Below are 15,841 nucleotides of genomic sequence, written 5' to 3' on the forward strand. Positions count from 1 at the left end.
GGCTCACAAATCTCAGGCCAGAGCGGCGTCGGTGTCCATCAAGGCCTTGCTGCCGCTGCGCGCGGTGCGCATCAGCGTCGCGGTCTCGGGGAAAAGCTTGGCGAAATAAAAACGCGCCGTCTGCAGCTTGGCGAGGTAGAAGGGGTCGGTGTTGCCGGCGGCAATTTCACGCAGTGCCACTTGCGCCATACGCGCCCAGAAATAACCAAACACCAGGTGACCAGCCACACGCAGGTAGTCAACAGCCGCCGCGCCCACTTCGTCGGGGTTCTGGAAACCCTTGAAACCCAGCTCGGTGGTGAACTTGGTCATCTGCTCGCCCAGGTAGGCCAGCGGGTTGATGAACTCGGCCATCTTCTCGTTCACGCCTTCTTCCGCCACCAGTGCGCCCACCATTTTTCCCAGTTTCTTCAACGTGGCGCCGTTGTTACCCAGCACTTTGCGACCCAGCAGGTCCAGCGACTGGATGGTGTTGGTGCCTTCGTAAATCATGTTGATGCGGTTGTCGCGCACAAACTGCTCCATGCCCCATTCCTTGATGAAGCCATGGCCGCCAAACACCTGCATGCAGGCGTTGGTGGCGATGTGGCCGTTGTCGGTCAAAAAGGCTTTCATGATGGGTGTCAGCAGCGACAACATCTCGCCGCTGTCCTTGCGCACTTTCTCGTCGGGATGGCTGTGTTCCTTGTCGAGCAACATGGCGCAATAAATCGACAGCGCGCGGCCGCCCTCGGCGTAGGCTTTGGCCGTCAGCAACATCTTGCGCACGTCGGGGTGCACGATGATGGGATCGGCTGGTTTGTCCTTGGCCTTCACGCCCGACAGGGAGCGCATCTGGATGCGGTCCTTGGCATAAGCCAGGGCATTCTGGAAAGCCACCTCGGTCAGACCCAAGGACTGGTTGCCCACGCCCAGGCGTGCGGCGTTCATCATCACAAACATGCCCTGCATGCCCTTGTTGGGCTGGCCGACCATGGTGCCGACGGCGTTTTCCAGCACCATCTGTGCGGTGGCGTTGCCGTGAATGCCCATCTTGTGCTCCAGGCCGCCGCAATAAATGCCGTTGCGCTCGCCCAGGCTGCCGTCCTTGTTGACATGGAACTTGGGCACGATGAACAGGCTCACACCCTTGATGCCGGGAGGCGCATCGGGCAGGCGGGCCAGCACCAGGTGGATGATGTTGTCGGCCATGTCATGTTCACCGGCGCTGATGAAAATCTTGTTGCCGGTGATTTTGTAGCTGCCGTCGGCCTGGGGTTCGGCCTTGGTCCGCATCAGGCCCAGGTCGGTGCCGCAATGCGACTCGGTCAGGCACATGGTGCCGGTCCATTCGCCGCTGGTCATCTTGCGCAGATAGGTCTGTTTTTGCTCGTCGGTGCCATGGGTGTGTAATGCCGCATGCGCGCCGTGGGTGAGGCCCGGGTACATGGTCCAGGCCTGGTTGGCGCTGTTGAGCATTTCGTAAAAACACTGGTTCACCACCAGCGGCAGCCCCTGGCCGCCGTAGGCCGGATCGCCGCTCAGCGCAGCCCAGCCGCCTTCGATGTATTGGGCATACGCCTCCTTGAAACCCTTGGGTGTGGTGACCGCGTGGGTGGCGGTGTCCAGCTTGCAGCCTTCGGTATCGCCGCTGATGTTCAGCGGAAAAGTCACTTCGGACGCAAACTTGCCGGCTTCTTCGAGCACGGCATTGATGGTCTCAGCATCGACATCAGCGTGTTTGGGCAGCGCCTTGAACTCGTCGGTGACCTTGAGCACTTCGTGCATCACAAATTGCATGTCGCGCAGTGGTGGGGTGTATTGAGGCATGGAAAAGTCCTTTGAACAGGGAAATTAAACGGAAGACGAATGAGAAGAGGACGCGGCCCGTGGCGGCCGGGCAGCGCTTTTTTTCAGCACTGCGGAAGGGGTGGCTGGCGCCAGGGTGGCATCGCTGCCGTAACGCGCCAGAATGCTCTGGAAGGCACGCAAGGTGCGTTCCATGGAGCCTGGCGTTTTGAGAAAACGAGCTTCGTAATGCAGGGCCAGGATCAGGCCGTGGATTTCAAAGGTGATCTGGCGCTCGTCGGCATCGGCGCGCAAATGGCCGACCTCCTTGGCCTGCACCACTGCGCGGTTCATGGCGGCCAGCCAGGTCTGCACCGAGGTGGCCAAGGCATCACGCACCGGGCCTGGTCGGTCGTCAAACTCGACGGCGCCGCTGATAAAAATGCAACCCGACTGGAGTTCGACCGCAACCCGTTTCATCCAGTTGCCGAACAGCGCCTGCACACGCGGCAGGCCTTTGGGTTCGTTCAGCGCGGGGTAAAAAACTTCCTCCTCAAAACGCGCGAAATATTCGCGGATCACGGAAATCTGCAGTTCTTCACGCGAGCCGAAGTGGGCAAACACGCCGGACTTGCTCATGCGCATGACTTCGGCCAGCGCACCTATGCTCAGGCCTTCCAGGCCGATCTGCGTCGCCAGCCCCAGGGCCGCATCCACAATGGCAGCCTTGGTTTGCTGGCCTTTTTGCAGGCCCACATGGCCCATGGAGCCCGCACGGCTGCTGTCACGCGGGCCGGCGGGGCGAAGGGGCTTGAGAGGGGACTCGGAAACAGACATGGAAAGGCGCCAAATAAAAACGAACGATCGTTCTATTTTGCAGCATTTCCATGCGCCCCACCAAAACCCGAGGACTTCTAGAGGACTTCTTCTAGCTATTTCGGGGGTAAACCCCGAAATAGCGGTTTACAGCTTGAAGGGCACGACCACCTGGCGCTGCTCGCCCAGGCCTTCGATGCCCAGGGTCATGACATCGCCTTTTTTCAGGAACAACGGCGGTTTCATGCCCAGACCCACGCCGGGGGGTGTGCCGGTGGTGATCACATCGCCGGGCAGCAGGGTCATGAACTGGCTGACGTAGCTGACAATTTTGGCCACGCTGAAAATCATGGTTTTGGTGCTGCCGGTCTGCACACGTTCACCGTTCAGGTCCAGCCACATGGCCAGCTTTTGCGGATTCGGCACGTCCTCACGGGTCACCAGCCAGGGGCCTAACGGGCCGAAGGTGTCGCAACCCTTGCCCTTGTCCCAGGTGCCGCCGCGCTCGATCTGGAATTCGCGTTCGCTGACGTCGTTGATGGTGCAATACCCGGCGACAAAATTCAGCGCATCTTTTTGCGAGACATGACGTGCGCGTGTCCCGATCACAACACCCAGCTCGACTTCCCAGTCGCTCTTGACCGAGCCTTTGGGCAACATCACCGGGTCGTTCGGGCCCTGGATACAGCTGGTGGCTTTCATGAACACCACCGGTTCGGCGGGAATCGGCAGGCCGGCTTCGGCCGCGTGGTCGGCGTAGTTCAGGCCGATGGCGATGAACTTGCCAACACCGCCGACCGGGCTGCCCAGACGTGGTTTGCCCCTGACCAGCGGCAGCTTGTCGGTTTTGAGTTTGCGCAGCTTGGCCAGCGCGGCATCACCGAGCTGATCCGGACCAATGTCCGCGATCACGCCGCTCAGGTCGCGCAGCTTGCCATCGGCATCAATCAGGCCTGGCTTTTCTTTGCCCGGGTTGCCATAACGAACGAGTTTCATTTTTTTCCTTTGGTTAAATCAAAATCAAATGTCGCAAGCAATCAATAGGTGGAGCGCCCGCCTGACAGGTCAAACACGGCGCCGGTCGAAAACGAACATTCTTCGGTACACAGCCAAGCCACCATGGCCGCCACTTCTTCGGGGGTGCCGAAACGCCCCATGGGGATTTTCGACAACATGAAGGCAATGTGTTCGGGCGTCATCTGCTCAAAAATCGCGGTTTTCACCGCGGCCGGCGTCACACAATTGACCCGCACGCCAGTATCGGCGAGTTCCTTGCCCAGCGATTTGGTCAACGCGATCACCGCCGCCTTGCTGGCGCTGTAGGCGCTGGCGTTGGGGTTGCCGTCTTTGCCCGCGACCGAGGCGATGTTGACGATGCGGCCGTAGTTGTTGGCGCGCAGATGTGGCGCCCATTCCCGGCAGCACAAAAACAGGCCGTTGAGGTTGACATCCATCACCTGGCGCCACGCATCCACCGGGTAATCCCAGAGTTTGACGTTGGGGCCGGTCACACCGGCGCTGTTGACCAGTGCATCAACTCTGGGAGCGATGCCCAGCGTCGCCTGCACGGCGGCACGGACGGATTCATGTTGCGACACATCCACGGCCACCGCCGACGCCTGGGGGCCCAATGCCGTGGCCGCCTTCTTTGCGGCGCTTTCATCACTGTCCCACAAGGTCACGCCGCCGCCCGATTCAATCAAGCGCTGCGCAATCGCGTAGCCAAGACCGGTCGCGCCCCCGGTCACCACGGCATGGCGGCCCTTGAAATCGAGCTGGTTCATATGGTCATGCCGCCGTCGATGTTGTAGTGCTGGCCAGTGACAAAAGCGGCTTCATCGCTGGCCAGAAAGGTCACGACCGGTGCGATTTCGTGGGGTTGCGCAAGCCGACCCATGGGCTGGCGCGCCACAAAGTTTTTGCGCGCCTCGACCGGGTCTTCAAACACATTGATGCGGTCCTGCAGCGATGGTGTGTCCACGGTGCCGGGGCAAATGCAGTTGCAGCGCACCCCTTGCAACACATAGTCGGCCGCCACACTTTTGGTCAGGCCGATGACCGCGGCCTTGGACGCGCCATACACAAAACGATTCGGCAGGCCCTTGATGCTGACCACGCTGGCCATGTTGATGATGCTGCCTTCACCCTGGCCACCCTTGTTCGCCAACATACGCGGCAGCGCGGCCTGGATGGTCCAGAACTGCGAACGCACGTTGAGGTTGAAAGCAAACTCCCATTCTTCGTCGGTGGCCTGCAAGGCCGTGCCGGCATGAACAAACCCCGCGCAGTTAAACAGCACGTGCAGGGCCGGCATGCCGGCGATCAGTTTCTGGATGGCCGCCTTGTCCAACACGTCCAGCGGCACCGCATGGATGTTGGGCACACCGGCGTAGTCGGCCAGCAGTTTCTCGTTGACATCGGTGGCCCAGACCTGGGCGCCTTCTGCGGCCATGGCCAACGCGCTGGCCTTGCCTATGCCCTGCCCCGCCGCCGTGATCAATGCGGTTTTGCCTTGAAGTCTCATGTGTTTTCCTTCTGTGTTTGCACTGCGTTTTCCGGCTGCCCGGTCTTAGCGCCTGTTTACGATCTTGATGGGGCCGCGCAGGTGTCTTTTCGGGACGGGCTGCAAGGCGTGGTGCGCCGCCAATAGCCAGCTATTGGCAAGCGCCGCAACGCCGCAGACCGCCCGAAAAGGCACCTGCCCTTCGGGTTGGGGCGAAATCGGGCGATTTGCCCACCAAACCTTTTGCATGGGCATCAGCCCATGCGGCGAGGTGTTGGCGAGCAACTCATCCCGATTGCGCCCCAACGCGACCTCATCAAGATCGCAAACAGGCTCTTACGCCGGCGCCGCACCGGCACAGGGTTTTGCCGGATGTGGGTGACCAACGTTTCGTGGGATTATTAATTGGCCTTACCACTTGTCCAATTCTGGCTAACCCTTAATCCTTCTTTCTTCCGTGCCGCTGCAAACCGTCGAACCCCAACGCCTGTACCGCCAGATCGCGGGGCAGTTGCGTGCCCTCATCACCGCCGGCGAGTGGGCCGTGGACTCGCGGCTGCCGGCCGAACGCGACCTGGCCAAACAGCTGGGCGTGAGCCGGCCTTCCGTGCGCGAAGCCCTGATTGCGATGGAGGTCGAAGGCTGGGTGGAAATACGCACCGGCTCCGGCGTGTACGTGCTGGACCGCAGCAGCCAGGCCAGCCGCAAGCACCAGGGCACACGCCCCGAGTTGTCACCCGATGAATGGGGGCCGCTGGAGCTGATACGCGCGCGCCGGGTGATCGAAGGCGAAACGGCCGCCATCGCCGCCACCCAGGCCAAACGCCAACATATCGACGCCATGGCCAGGGCCGTGGACGCCATGCGCAGCGATGCCGACCGCGCCGTGTTGCCGCTGGAAGGCGACCGCGCCTTCCACACCGCCATCGTCGAAGCCACGGACAACGTGGTGCTGATTGAAACCGTGCAGCGTTTCTGGGACTCGCGTCGCGGCCCGCTGTTCGAACGCCTGGGCGGTTATTTTGAAACCGTGCAGTCCTGGCGCGCCGCCATCACCGAACACGAAGCCATTCTGGATGCCGTGCGCCAACGCGACGCCGCCGCCGCACGCCTGGCCATGCACGAACACATGGACAACTCGCACACGCGTTTCAGCGTCAGCTGGCGCCAGGCGCAAAAACTCAAGGAGCCGCGTTAAGCCGGCCAACACCCGCTCACCCCGAACCGCGGTGTACGACTGGCACGTACAACGCTCTTTTTCTGACCGCCAGCAACCACCCAACGAGGAGACATCATGACAACCCAGACCCAGAAGCGATACGCTCTCAAAACAATAGCTGCCTGCGCCCTGATGGCGAGCACGGTAGGCCTGTCCGGCATTGCACATGCACAGACCAAGCTGAAATGGGCGCATGTGTACGAAACCTCCGAACCTTTCCACAAATACTCGGTGTGGGCCGGTGAGGAAATAAAAAAACGCACCAACGGCAAATACGAGATCCAGGTCTTCCCGGCCTCGACACTGGGCAAGGAAGCGGACATCAACCAGGGCCTGACCCTGGGCACCGTCGACATCATCCTGTCCGGCGCCAGCTTCGCGGGCAACACCTACAAGCCGCTGGCCGTGACGTATTTCCCCTTCATCTTCCGCGATGCCGACCACTTGCTGAAATACGCCAAGAGTGATGTCTTCAAGGAACTGGCCAAGGGTTATGACGACAAAAGCGGCAACCACATCACCGCCCTCAACTACTATGGCGCACGCCACGTGACCTCCAGCGCAAGCAAGCCGGTGGCCAAGCCGGAAGACATGAAGGGCCTGAAAATCCGCGTGCCCGATGCACCGGCTTACCTCGCCTTCCCCAAGTCGCTGGGTGCCAACGCCACACCGATCGCTTTTGCCGAGGTCTACCTGGCGCTGCAAAACGGCACCGTCGATGCGCAGGAAAACCCGCTGCCCACCATCGAGGCCAAAAAATTCTTCGAGGTGCAGAAGAACATCTCCCTGACCGGCCACATCATCGACTCGCTGCTGACCGTGACTTCGGGCCAGCTCTGGGCCAAACTCTCGGCGGATGAAAAGAAAATTTTCTCCGAGGTGATGCAGGAAGCCGCCGAACGCACCGGCCGCGAGATCATCGCGTCCGAAGCACGCCTGACCGAAGAGTTCAAGAAAAAAGGCAACAACGTGATCACGGTGGACAAAGCCGCCTTCCGTGAAGCGGTGCTGAAAAACACCAAGCCGACCGAACACGGCTACCGCCAGCAGGACTACGACCGCATCATCGCGATCAAATAAACCCACCAGCGATGACCCTTGCCCGTGCGGCCCCTGGCGGCGCGGGCAACTTTTTGAAGAAGCCACCCTGCGGAGCGTTTCATGAGTGACAAAATAATCAGCGACGACGGCGAGTTCCATGTTGAAGACGAGGCCGTCGACCTGTCGCAAACCACCTTCGAAGCCTGGCTCGCGCTGGGCCTGTTCTGGCTCCTGGGCCTGACGGTTTTTTACCAGTTTCTGACACGTTACGTGGCCAACGATTCCGCCGCCTGGACCGAAGAAATTGCGCGTTATGAACTGATTGCCGTGGTCTTCATAGGCGCGGCCGTCGGCATCGTCAAGAACAACCACATCCAGGTCGACTTTTTCTACCGCCACCTGCCCAAACCCTTGTGCCGCCTGTTGTCCGGACTGGTGGACGTATTGCGCACCGGCTTTTTTGCCGCGGCGGTGGTCATGACCATCCAGATGATGCTCAAGATCGGCAACCAGACCCGCATGACAATTGTCGATCTGCCCATGAACATCGTCTACGCCTTGTGCCTGCTCGGCTTTGCCGCCATGCTATTTCGCTCGGTGCAGGTGAGCATCATTCACTACCGCCGGGGCTACAGCGTGCTGGAACGCCCGGATTCCTCCATGGACGAGCGCTGAAGCGGAACACAACATGCTGAAAATATTTTTCCTGATTTTTATGGGCGCCGGCATTCCGGTCGCCGTGGCCATGGCCGGCGCCTCGCTGGTCTACATCCTGTTCAGCGGCAACCTGCCGCCGTTTGTGGTGATCCACCGCATGGTCTCCGGCATAGACAGTTTTCCGCTGCTGGCCGTGCCGTTTTTTATCCTGGCCGGCAACCTGATGAACAACGCCGGCATCACCACCCGCATCTACAACTTTGCACTGGCCCTGGTGGGTTGGCTCAAGGGTGGCCTCGGGCACGTGAATGTGCTGGGCTCGGTGATTTTTGCCGGCATGAGCGGCACCGCCATTGCCGATGCCGCCGGCCTGGGCACGATAGAGATCAAGGCCATGGAAGAACATGGTTATTCGCCTGAATTTGCGGTCGGTGTCACGGCCGCTTCCGCGACCCTGGGCCCCATCATTCCGCCCAGCCTGCCTTTTGTGATCTACGGCATGATGGCCAACGTCTCCATCGGTGCGCTGTTTCTGGCCGGGCTACTGCCTGGCCTGCTGATGGCGGTGCTGATGATGTTGACCGTGACTTATTTCGCCTACAAAAACAAATGGGGCGGCGACATCAAGTTCTCGGGCAGCCGGCTGGCCAAGGCGCTGGCCGAATTAGGCGTGGTGGCCGCCTGGCCGCTGGTCTTGTGGGGCCTGATCAACATGGGTGCGCCGCCGCAACTGACAGTTATCTCGGGCCTGGTCGGGCTGTTTGTGCTCGACAAACTTTTCAAGTTCGAAGCCGTCCTGCCCATCATGACACCGGTGCTGCTGATAGGCGGCATGACCACCGGCCTGTTCACACCGACCGAAGGTGCGATTGCGGCCTGCGTCTGGGCCATGGTGCTGGGTTTTGCCTGGTACCGCACGCTGAAGTTCAAGATGTTTGTCAAGGTCTGCCTGGACACCGTGGAGACCACCTCGACCGTGTTGTTCATTGTGGCCGCTGCCTCCATCTTCGGCTGGATGTTGACCGCCACCGGTGTGACGGCCGACATCGCCAAATGGGTGCTTGGTTTCACGCAGGAGGCCTGGGTGTTTTTGCTGCTGGCCAACCTCTTGATGTTGTTTGTCGGTTGTTTCCTGGAGCCCACGGCGGCCATCACCATCCTGGTGCCGATTCTGTTGCCGATCACGCAGCAGTTGGGCATAGACCCTGTGCATTTCGGCCTGGTGATGGTGCTGAATCTGATGATTGGCCTGCTGCATCCGCCCATGGGCATGGTGCTGTTTGTGCTGGCCCGTGTGGCCAAACTCTCGGTGGAGCGCACCACCATGGCCATCCTGCCCTGGCTGGTGCCCCTGCTGCTCAGCCTGGTCATCATCACCTACTGCCCCAAGCTGGTGTTGTGGCTGCCGAAAATGTTTTATTGAAGAGAATTAGTCATGACCCCCTTCATTCGCCTGCATCCCCAGGACGACGTCCTGATCGCCCGCCAGCAACTGCTGGGCGGCGCCACGGTGGAAAGCATCACGGTCAAAGGCCTGATCCCGGCCGGCCACAAAATCGCCACCCATGCCATCGCCGCCGGTGAACCGGTGCGGCGCTACAACCAGATCATCGGTTTTGCCAGCAAGGCCATCGCCGCCGGTGAACATGTACACACCCACAACCTGGACATGGGGCCCGACAAGGGCGACTTCGCGCGCGACTACGCTTTTGGCGCCGATGTGAAACCCGAGCCGGCGCGGCTGGAGGCCAGCTTCATGGGCATCAAACGCGCCGACGGGCGCGTGGCGACACGCAACTACATCGGCATTTTGTCCAGCGTCAATTGTTCGGCCACGGCGGCACGCGCGATGGCCGATCATTTTTCGCGGCAAAACCACCCTGCCGCGCTGGAAAAATTTCCCAACGTGGACGGCGTAATTGCGTTGACCCACGGCACCGGTTGCGGCATGGACACCGAGGGCATGGGCATGCAGATTTTGCAGCGCACCCTGGCCGGTTACGCCACCCACGCCAACTTTGCCGCCGTGCTGGTGGTGGGCCTGGGTTGCGAGTCGAACCAGATCAATGCCTGGCTGGCCAACAGCAGCCTGCGTGAAGGCGAAACCCTGCGTGTCTTCAGCATCCAGGACACAGGCGGCACGGCCAAAACCGTGGCCAAAGGCATTGCGCTGATCAATGAGATGTTGCCCCAGGCCAATGCCGTGAAACGCGAACCCTGCAGCGCGGCCCACATCACCATCGGCCTGCAATGCGGCGGCTCGGACGGTTATTCCGGCATCAGTGCCAACCCGGCGCTGGGTGCGGCGGTGGACTTGCTGGTGGCCCACGGCGGCTCGGCCATCCTCAGTGAAACGCCGGAAATTTATGGCGCCGAACATCTGCTGACACGCCGCGCGGTGAAACGCGAGGTCGGTGAAAAACTCATCCAGCGTATCAAGTGGTGGGAGCATTACACCCAGATCAACCAGGGCGAGATGAACAACAACCCCTCGCCGGGCAACAAGGCCGGCGGACTCACCACCATCCTGGAAAAATCCCTGGGCGCCGTCGCCAAGGGCGGCACCAGCAACCTGCAAGCGGTGTATGAATACGCCGAGCCGGTGACGGCGCACGGCTTTGTCTACATGGACACACCGGGTTACGACCCGGTCAGCGCAACCGGCCAGGTGGCGGGCGGCGCCAACCTGATCTGTTTCACCACCGGCCGCGGCTCGGCCTATGGCTGCGCACCTTCACCTTCGCTCAAGCTGTCGACCAACTCGGCGTTGTGGCGCAAGCAGGAAGACGACATGGACATCAACTGCGGCGAGATCATCGACGGCAGCAGCACGGTGGCCGAGATGGGGCAGCGCATTTTCGAGCTGGTGCTGGCCACCGCCTCGGGCGAACAAAGCAAAAGCGAAACCCACGGCTACGGGCAAAACGAGTTTGTGCCCTGGCAAGTTGGCGCCGTGATGTAGATCCTGATTCAAAGAAATTATGCAAAAAACACTTCAAGCCCCCGAACTGCGTGCGCAAGTAGCTACCGTTTTAATAGCGGCTGGCAGCAGCCCCGATGAAGCCCAATGTGTCGCCACCAACCTGGTGCTGGCCAACCTGAGCGGCCACGACTCCCACGGCGTGGGCATGTTGCCGCGTTATGTGGAGGCGGTGCTGGAAGGTGGCCTGAAACCCAACAGCAGCGTGCGGGTGGTGCTGGACACCGGCTCCTTGCTCACCTTGGACGGCCAGCGTGGTTATGGCCAGGTCGTGGGCGAACAAGCCATGGCCTTAGGCATGGCACGCGCCAAGACCCACGGCAGTTGCATCATGAGCCTGGCCAACGCCCACCACCTGGGCCGCATCGGGCATTTTGCCGAGATGGCCGTGGCCCAGGGCTTGGTGTCCCTGCATTTTGTGAATGTCTTGTCGCGCCCGGTGGTTGCGCCTTTTGGCGGCGCCGACGGGCGTTATGGCACCAACCCCTGTTGCATAGGCATTCCGCTCGCGGGGCGTGAGCCCTTTGTGCTGGACTTCGCCACCAGCCAGGTGGCGCAAGGCAAGATGCGGGTCGCCCACAACGAAGGCCGGCAGGTGGAACCCGGCCTGCTGATAGATGAACACGGCCTGCCCACCACCAAGCCCGGCGTCGTGGTGGTGCCGCAAAGCGGTGGCCTGTTCGGCGCCCTGCTGGCGTTTGGCGGCCACAAGGGTTACGGCATGGCCGTGGCTTGTGAGTTGCTGGGCGGTGCGTTGACCGGCAGCGGCACGGCGCACCAGCCGGCCGATCCGGCGGTTCGTGCTGTGGTCAACGGCATGTTGACCATCCTGATCGACCCGTCCCAACTTGGCACCCAGGCGAGTTTCGAACAGGAGGCGCTGGCGTTTGTCGACTGGCTCAAGGCGGCGCCCGCCGCACCCGGCGTGGACGCCGTATTGATCGCCGGCGAGCCCGAACGTGCGACCCGCCTGCAGCGCCAGGAAACCGGCATCGTGGTGGATGGCCAGACCTGGCAGGACATGCGGGCCGCCGGCCGTCAGGTCGGCGTGGATTTGCCGGAATAAGCCTGGCAGAGTCGCCACCCGCTACCAAATCAATAGCTGCTTGCGCCCGCATACGCTGGGCCAGCGGCCAAAACGAGCATGAAACTGAACGAAACATCCTTGCCGGCCCTGGCCGCCCGCGGCATCGCCGTGCCGAGCTACCCGCGCGGCAGCGCGGCCGCTGCCGTGGGGGTGGTGCACCTGGGCCTGGGCGCTTTTCACCGCGCCCACCAGGCCCTGGTGTTTGATGCCTTGCTGCAAAGCGGTGATGGTCGCTGGGGCGTGTTGGGGGTGGCCATGCGCAACACCGAACTGGCCGACAGCCTGGCCGCGCAGGACGGCCTATACGCGGTGCAGGTCGCCAGCAGCGCCGGTGTGTTTTGGCAGGTCAGCGGTGCCTTGTGGCAAAGCTGTGTGGCCGCGCGTGAGCCCGCGCCAGTTGTGCGCGCCCTGGCCGCACCGGCCACTCGCTGGGTCACGCTGACCGTCACCGAAAAAGGCTACGGGCCGGCGCTGGCCGCCCTGCTGGTGCCAGGCCTGGCCGCACGCCATGCAGCCGGTTTGCCGGGCCTGACCCTGGCCTCTTGCGACAACCTGGTGAACAACGGCCGCCGCTTGCAGGCACTGTGTGTGGACGCCGCGCGTGCCGAGAACCCGGCGCTGGCCGACTGGATCACCCAACACTGCGCCTTCCCCAACAGCATGGTGGACCGCATCGTGCCCGCCGCCACGCCTCAACGCCTGGCCGCCGCCGCACAAGCCTTGGGCGTGGCCGACCAGGCGGCGCTGGGCACCGAGGCCTTTTGGGAATGGGTGATCGAGCGGCGTTTTGCCGACCCGTCCGACGGCGCCGCACTGGCCGCGTTGGGTGTGACCGTGGTCGACGAGGTGGCGCCGTTTGAAGAAGCCAAGCTGCGCCTGCTGAACGGCAGCCACACGGCCATGGCCTGTATGGGCGCGGTCGCGGGCTGGCCGGTGATCAGCGACTGTATCGCCCAGCCGGCCGTGCGCCACTTCATCCACGGCCTGATGACAGAGGAAGTCGGCCCGGCGCTGCGCCGCCCGGACTGGCCCGGCTACCGCGACGCGCTGCTGGCGCGTTTTGGCAACCCTGAACTGCAACACAGCGTGCACCAGATCGCCAGCGACAGCTCGCAAAAAATCCCGCAGCGCTGGCCGCCTTCGGTGATCGCCGCCCAACATCGGGGGCAACCGGTGGAACGGCTGGCGTTTGCCGCGGCAGCCTGGATGCGTTATCTGCGTGGCAGCAATGAAGACGGCGTCGCCTATGTGATGAACGACCCCATGGCCAATGAATTACAGGCCTTGGCGCTGGCGCATGCGGGTGATGCCGCCGCAACCGTGCAGGCGCTGGGCACGCTGAAAACTATCTGGGGCGAGGTCTTGCCGCAGGACAGCGGCTGGCTGGCGCGGGTTAGCCGGCGGCTGGCGCAGATCGATCAGTTCGGGATGTTGGGCGCCTTGGCGCAATTACAGGCGGAGCTGGAGAACGCCTGACGCATGAATAAAATCGGCCTCTAGCCCAGTCAGGGCGGGCGCAATCAGCTCACTATTTGATAGCGACAGATTCAACCCAGCAACATGGCCAGGCTGGCGTCCAGGTGTTCGGACGGCAGGCGTTTGAAACCGGAGCGCGAAAACCGCTGCAGCCGGCCGACCATGAAAGCCACGATCACCGAGGCCTGGACCTGCGCCTGCACCGTGGGTGTGGCGGCGCCGTCGGCGCTGGCGCCTTCGCGCAGGTTTTGCTTGAGGCTGGCCTCCAGCTTGTCAAAAAACTGGTTCATGCGTTCTTGCAGGCGTTCGTTTTCAAACACCAGTGCGTCGCCGGCCATGACCCGGGTCATGCCGGGATTTTTCTCGGCAAACTGCAGCAGCATGACCACCAGCTTGCGTGTGCGCACGCTCGGGTCGGTCTCGCGTTCGGCAATCTGGTTGACCAGGCTGAACACGGTTTGTTCGATGAACTCGATCAGCCCTTCAAACATCTGCGCCTTGCTGGCGAAGTGGCGGTACAAGGCGGCTTCGCTGACCTCGAGCCGGGACGCCAGCGCCGAGGTGGTGATGCGCTCGGCCCCGGGCTGCTCCAGCATGGTGGCCAGCGCCTGCAGAATCTGTACGCGGCGCTCGCCCGGTTTGGGGCGCTTGCGCGCTGCGGCTGCTGTGGGGAGCTCAGGGCTCACTTCAGACTCGAACTCAGGCATAAGTGGCGTTGTAAGAGATGTTTCAAAAAGGCTGGGAGGGTTGCGTTGGATTCTCTCACAGCCGCCAGGCGCTGAGACCGGGCCGGGGGGCGGGTTGACCCGGAGGCCGGCACCACTTTTTGCGCCGCGTTTCAGCGGCAGGCATCCATCACCAGCCGCACCCGCAGGCCGCTCCTCGCGCCCTCCGCCGGATTCAGATCAGCCGGCGCCAGCACCAGTTGCGAACGGTGCAGGCGGGCAATTTCGTCGGCAATCGCCAGGCCCAGGCCATTACCTTCACCGGCCGTGCCTGGCACCCGGTAAAACCGTTCCAGCACCCGCGGCAGTGCATCCGCCGGGATGCCCGGGCCGTTGTCCTCGACCTCCAGCAACACCTGATCCCCCAGGCGTCCGCAACGTATCGTGACGGTGCCGCCGGGGGGCGTGTATTTCACGGCGTTGTCGACCAGGTTGCCCAGCAGTTCGCGCAGCAGCCAGGCGTAACCGGACACCTGGGCAAACGCGGCGTCCAGCCCTAAGTCTATGCCCTTGGCCGCCGCCGCATCCAGGTGCAGGGCCAACACAGCTTCACACAGGTCTTTGATGTCCACCCGCTGCAGCGGCTGGCCGGCCCGGTTGGAGGCATCGACCCGCGACAAGGCTAACAACTGGTTGGCCAGCTGCGAGGTGCGCCGCGTGGCGCTGCGCAGGGCCAAAATTTTGTCCGCTGAAAGCGTCAGTTGCCCGCCCGCCGCGGGCGCGCCGGCCGCCTGCGCCCAGGCCTCGACCTGGGCCTGCAGCCCGGCCAGCGGGGTGCGCAGCTGGTGCGCCGCATCGGCCACAAAACGGCGCTGGCTCTCGGCCTGGTCATTGACCAGCGCAAACAGCCGGTTCAGCGAGGCCACCAGCGGCTGCACCTCGCTCGGTGTGCTCTGCGGGTCGATCGCACTCAGGTCGCGCGGGGAGCGGTGTTCGACCGCGTCCTTGAGCAGCAACAGCGGTTTGAAAGCCCGGCTGACCGCCCAGTTGATGGCCAGACCGGCCGCCAGCATCAGCAGCAGGTTGGGCAACAAGACCTTGAACACCACCGAACGCACCCATTGCTGGCGCGCATCGGAGCCATCGGCCAGTTGCAGGATCAGCTCGCCGGCGGCGGTTTTGACGCGCTGCGCGGCGATGCGGTAGGTCACGCCTTTTTCCTCCACGCTGTGGAACTCCGGCTCACGCGTGGGCGGCACCACCGCGGTGATCCAGGCTTCCCCCGCCAGGAAACCGCCCGCAACATCCGAAATGCGAAAACCGGCATGCCCGGCCTTGATGAACTCTTCGAGCGGCGGCGCCAGCAGCAGCACCGGGCTACCGCCTGGCGTGTGGCCAGGCGCCACCACCGAGTCGGCCAGCAGCGGAATCAGGTGCAGCAAGCGCTGGTCCTGCTGCAAGGCGGCGTTGCCGGCGGCCCGGTAGTCGACATAGATGCTGATCAGCGCAACCAAGGTCAGCGGCAAAAAAAGCAGCAACAGCAGGCGGCGCTGCAAGCCCGAGGTCATGGCCACCGGCATGCGGATGTTTGCGTTGGGGTCAGGGGTGGCCGGCACGGGCGCGGCGCGGG

Annotated in this window: 14 protein-coding genes; 7 read left to right on the top strand and 7 right to left on the bottom strand. The window is 62.6% G+C overall.

Features of this window, described 5'->3' with window-relative positions; all coding sequences use genetic code 11:
* Window positions 1–12: 12 nt before the first annotated feature.
* From ACHMXK_RS18360 to ACHMXK_RS18380, 5 genes are all read right to left on the bottom strand, one after another.
* The gene (locus ACHMXK_RS18360; protein WP_397441952.1) at window positions 13–1,809 is read right to left on the bottom strand and encodes an acyl-CoA dehydrogenase C-terminal domain-containing protein; all 1,797 of its coding nucleotides are present in this window, start codon (window positions 1,807–1,809) and stop codon (window positions 13–15) included.
* Between the two features lie 24 nt (window positions 1,810–1,833).
* Window positions 1,834–2,604 (bottom strand): TetR/AcrR family transcriptional regulator, encoded by a 771-nt coding sequence (locus ACHMXK_RS18365; protein ID WP_397441953.1) that lies wholly within the window; start codon window positions 2,602–2,604, stop codon window positions 1,834–1,836.
* A 126-nt stretch (window positions 2,605–2,730) separates the two neighbouring features.
* Window positions 2,731–3,579, bottom strand: a complete 849-nt coding sequence (locus ACHMXK_RS18370; RefSeq protein WP_397441955.1) for a fumarylacetoacetate hydrolase family protein — start codon at window positions 3,577–3,579, stop codon at window positions 2,731–2,733.
* A 41-nt stretch (window positions 3,580–3,620) separates the two neighbouring features.
* Entirely contained in the window at window positions 3,621–4,367 is a 747-nt protein-coding gene (locus tag ACHMXK_RS18375; protein ID WP_397441956.1) for an SDR family NAD(P)-dependent oxidoreductase, read from the bottom strand.
* Window positions 4,364–5,107: an SDR family oxidoreductase gene (locus ACHMXK_RS18380; RefSeq protein WP_397441957.1), complete on the bottom strand. Its 744-nt coding sequence runs from the start codon at window positions 5,105–5,107 to the stop codon at window positions 4,364–4,366. The genes ACHMXK_RS18375 and ACHMXK_RS18380 overlap by 4 nt, the downstream gene beginning before the upstream one ends.
* Before the next feature lie 436 nt (window positions 5,108–5,543).
* Here ACHMXK_RS18380 and ACHMXK_RS18385 point away from each other — a divergent pair, with 436 nt between their 5' ends.
* The 7 genes from ACHMXK_RS18385 to ACHMXK_RS18415 all read left to right on the top strand — a co-directional run bounded on the left by ACHMXK_RS18385 (window position 5,544) and on the right by ACHMXK_RS18415 (window position 13,546).
* The gene (locus tag ACHMXK_RS18385; protein ID WP_397441958.1) at window positions 5,544–6,284 is read left to right on the top strand and encodes a FadR/GntR family transcriptional regulator; all 741 of its coding nucleotides are present in this window, start codon (window positions 5,544–5,546) and stop codon (window positions 6,282–6,284) included.
* A 96-nt stretch (window positions 6,285–6,380) separates the two neighbouring features.
* A complete protein-coding gene (locus ACHMXK_RS18390) occupies window positions 6,381–7,385 on the top strand; it encodes a sialic acid TRAP transporter substrate-binding protein SiaP (RefSeq protein WP_397441959.1) in 1,005 nt (334 codons plus the stop codon).
* An 81-nt stretch (window positions 7,386–7,466) separates the two neighbouring features.
* The gene (locus tag ACHMXK_RS18395) at window positions 7,467–8,021 is read left to right on the top strand and encodes a TRAP transporter small permease (RefSeq protein WP_397441960.1); all 555 of its coding nucleotides are present in this window, start codon (window positions 7,467–7,469) and stop codon (window positions 8,019–8,021) included.
* Window positions 8,022–8,034: 13 nt separating this feature from the next.
* On the top strand, window positions 8,035–9,426 hold the full coding sequence (locus tag ACHMXK_RS18400; RefSeq protein WP_397441961.1) for a TRAP transporter large permease: 1,392 nt from the start codon (window positions 8,035–8,037) through the stop codon (window positions 9,424–9,426).
* A 12-nt stretch (window positions 9,427–9,438) separates the two neighbouring features.
* Window positions 9,439–10,965: a UxaA family hydrolase gene (locus tag ACHMXK_RS18405; RefSeq protein ID WP_397441962.1), complete on the top strand. Its 1,527-nt coding sequence runs from the start codon at window positions 9,439–9,441 to the stop codon at window positions 10,963–10,965.
* A 19-nt stretch (window positions 10,966–10,984) separates the two neighbouring features.
* Entirely contained in the window at window positions 10,985–12,049 is a 1,065-nt protein-coding gene (locus ACHMXK_RS18410) for a malate/lactate/ureidoglycolate dehydrogenase (RefSeq protein WP_397441963.1), read from the top strand.
* A gap of 78 nt (window positions 12,050–12,127) precedes the next feature.
* The gene (locus ACHMXK_RS18415; protein WP_397441964.1) at window positions 12,128–13,546 is read left to right on the top strand and encodes a mannitol dehydrogenase family protein; all 1,419 of its coding nucleotides are present in this window, start codon (window positions 12,128–12,130) and stop codon (window positions 13,544–13,546) included.
* Window positions 13,547–13,617: 71 nt separating this feature from the next.
* On the opposite strand, the gene slmA is transcribed toward ACHMXK_RS18415, so the two are convergent.
* Together slmA and ACHMXK_RS18425 are read right to left on the bottom strand one after the other, a co-directional pair.
* Window positions 13,618–14,253 (bottom strand): nucleoid occlusion factor SlmA, encoded by a 636-nt coding sequence (gene slmA / locus ACHMXK_RS18420; RefSeq protein WP_397441965.1) that lies wholly within the window; start codon window positions 14,251–14,253, stop codon window positions 13,618–13,620.
* A gap of 131 nt (window positions 14,254–14,384) precedes the next feature.
* Window positions 14,385–15,779, bottom strand: a complete 1,395-nt coding sequence (locus ACHMXK_RS18425) for an ATP-binding protein (protein ID WP_397442560.1) — start codon at window positions 15,777–15,779, stop codon at window positions 14,385–14,387.
* Window positions 15,780–15,841 lie beyond the last annotated feature (62 nt).

This window comes from Polaromonas sp. UC242_47, assembly GCF_044452385.1.
Lineage (GTDB): Bacteria > Pseudomonadota > Gammaproteobacteria > Burkholderiales > Burkholderiaceae_C > Polaromonas.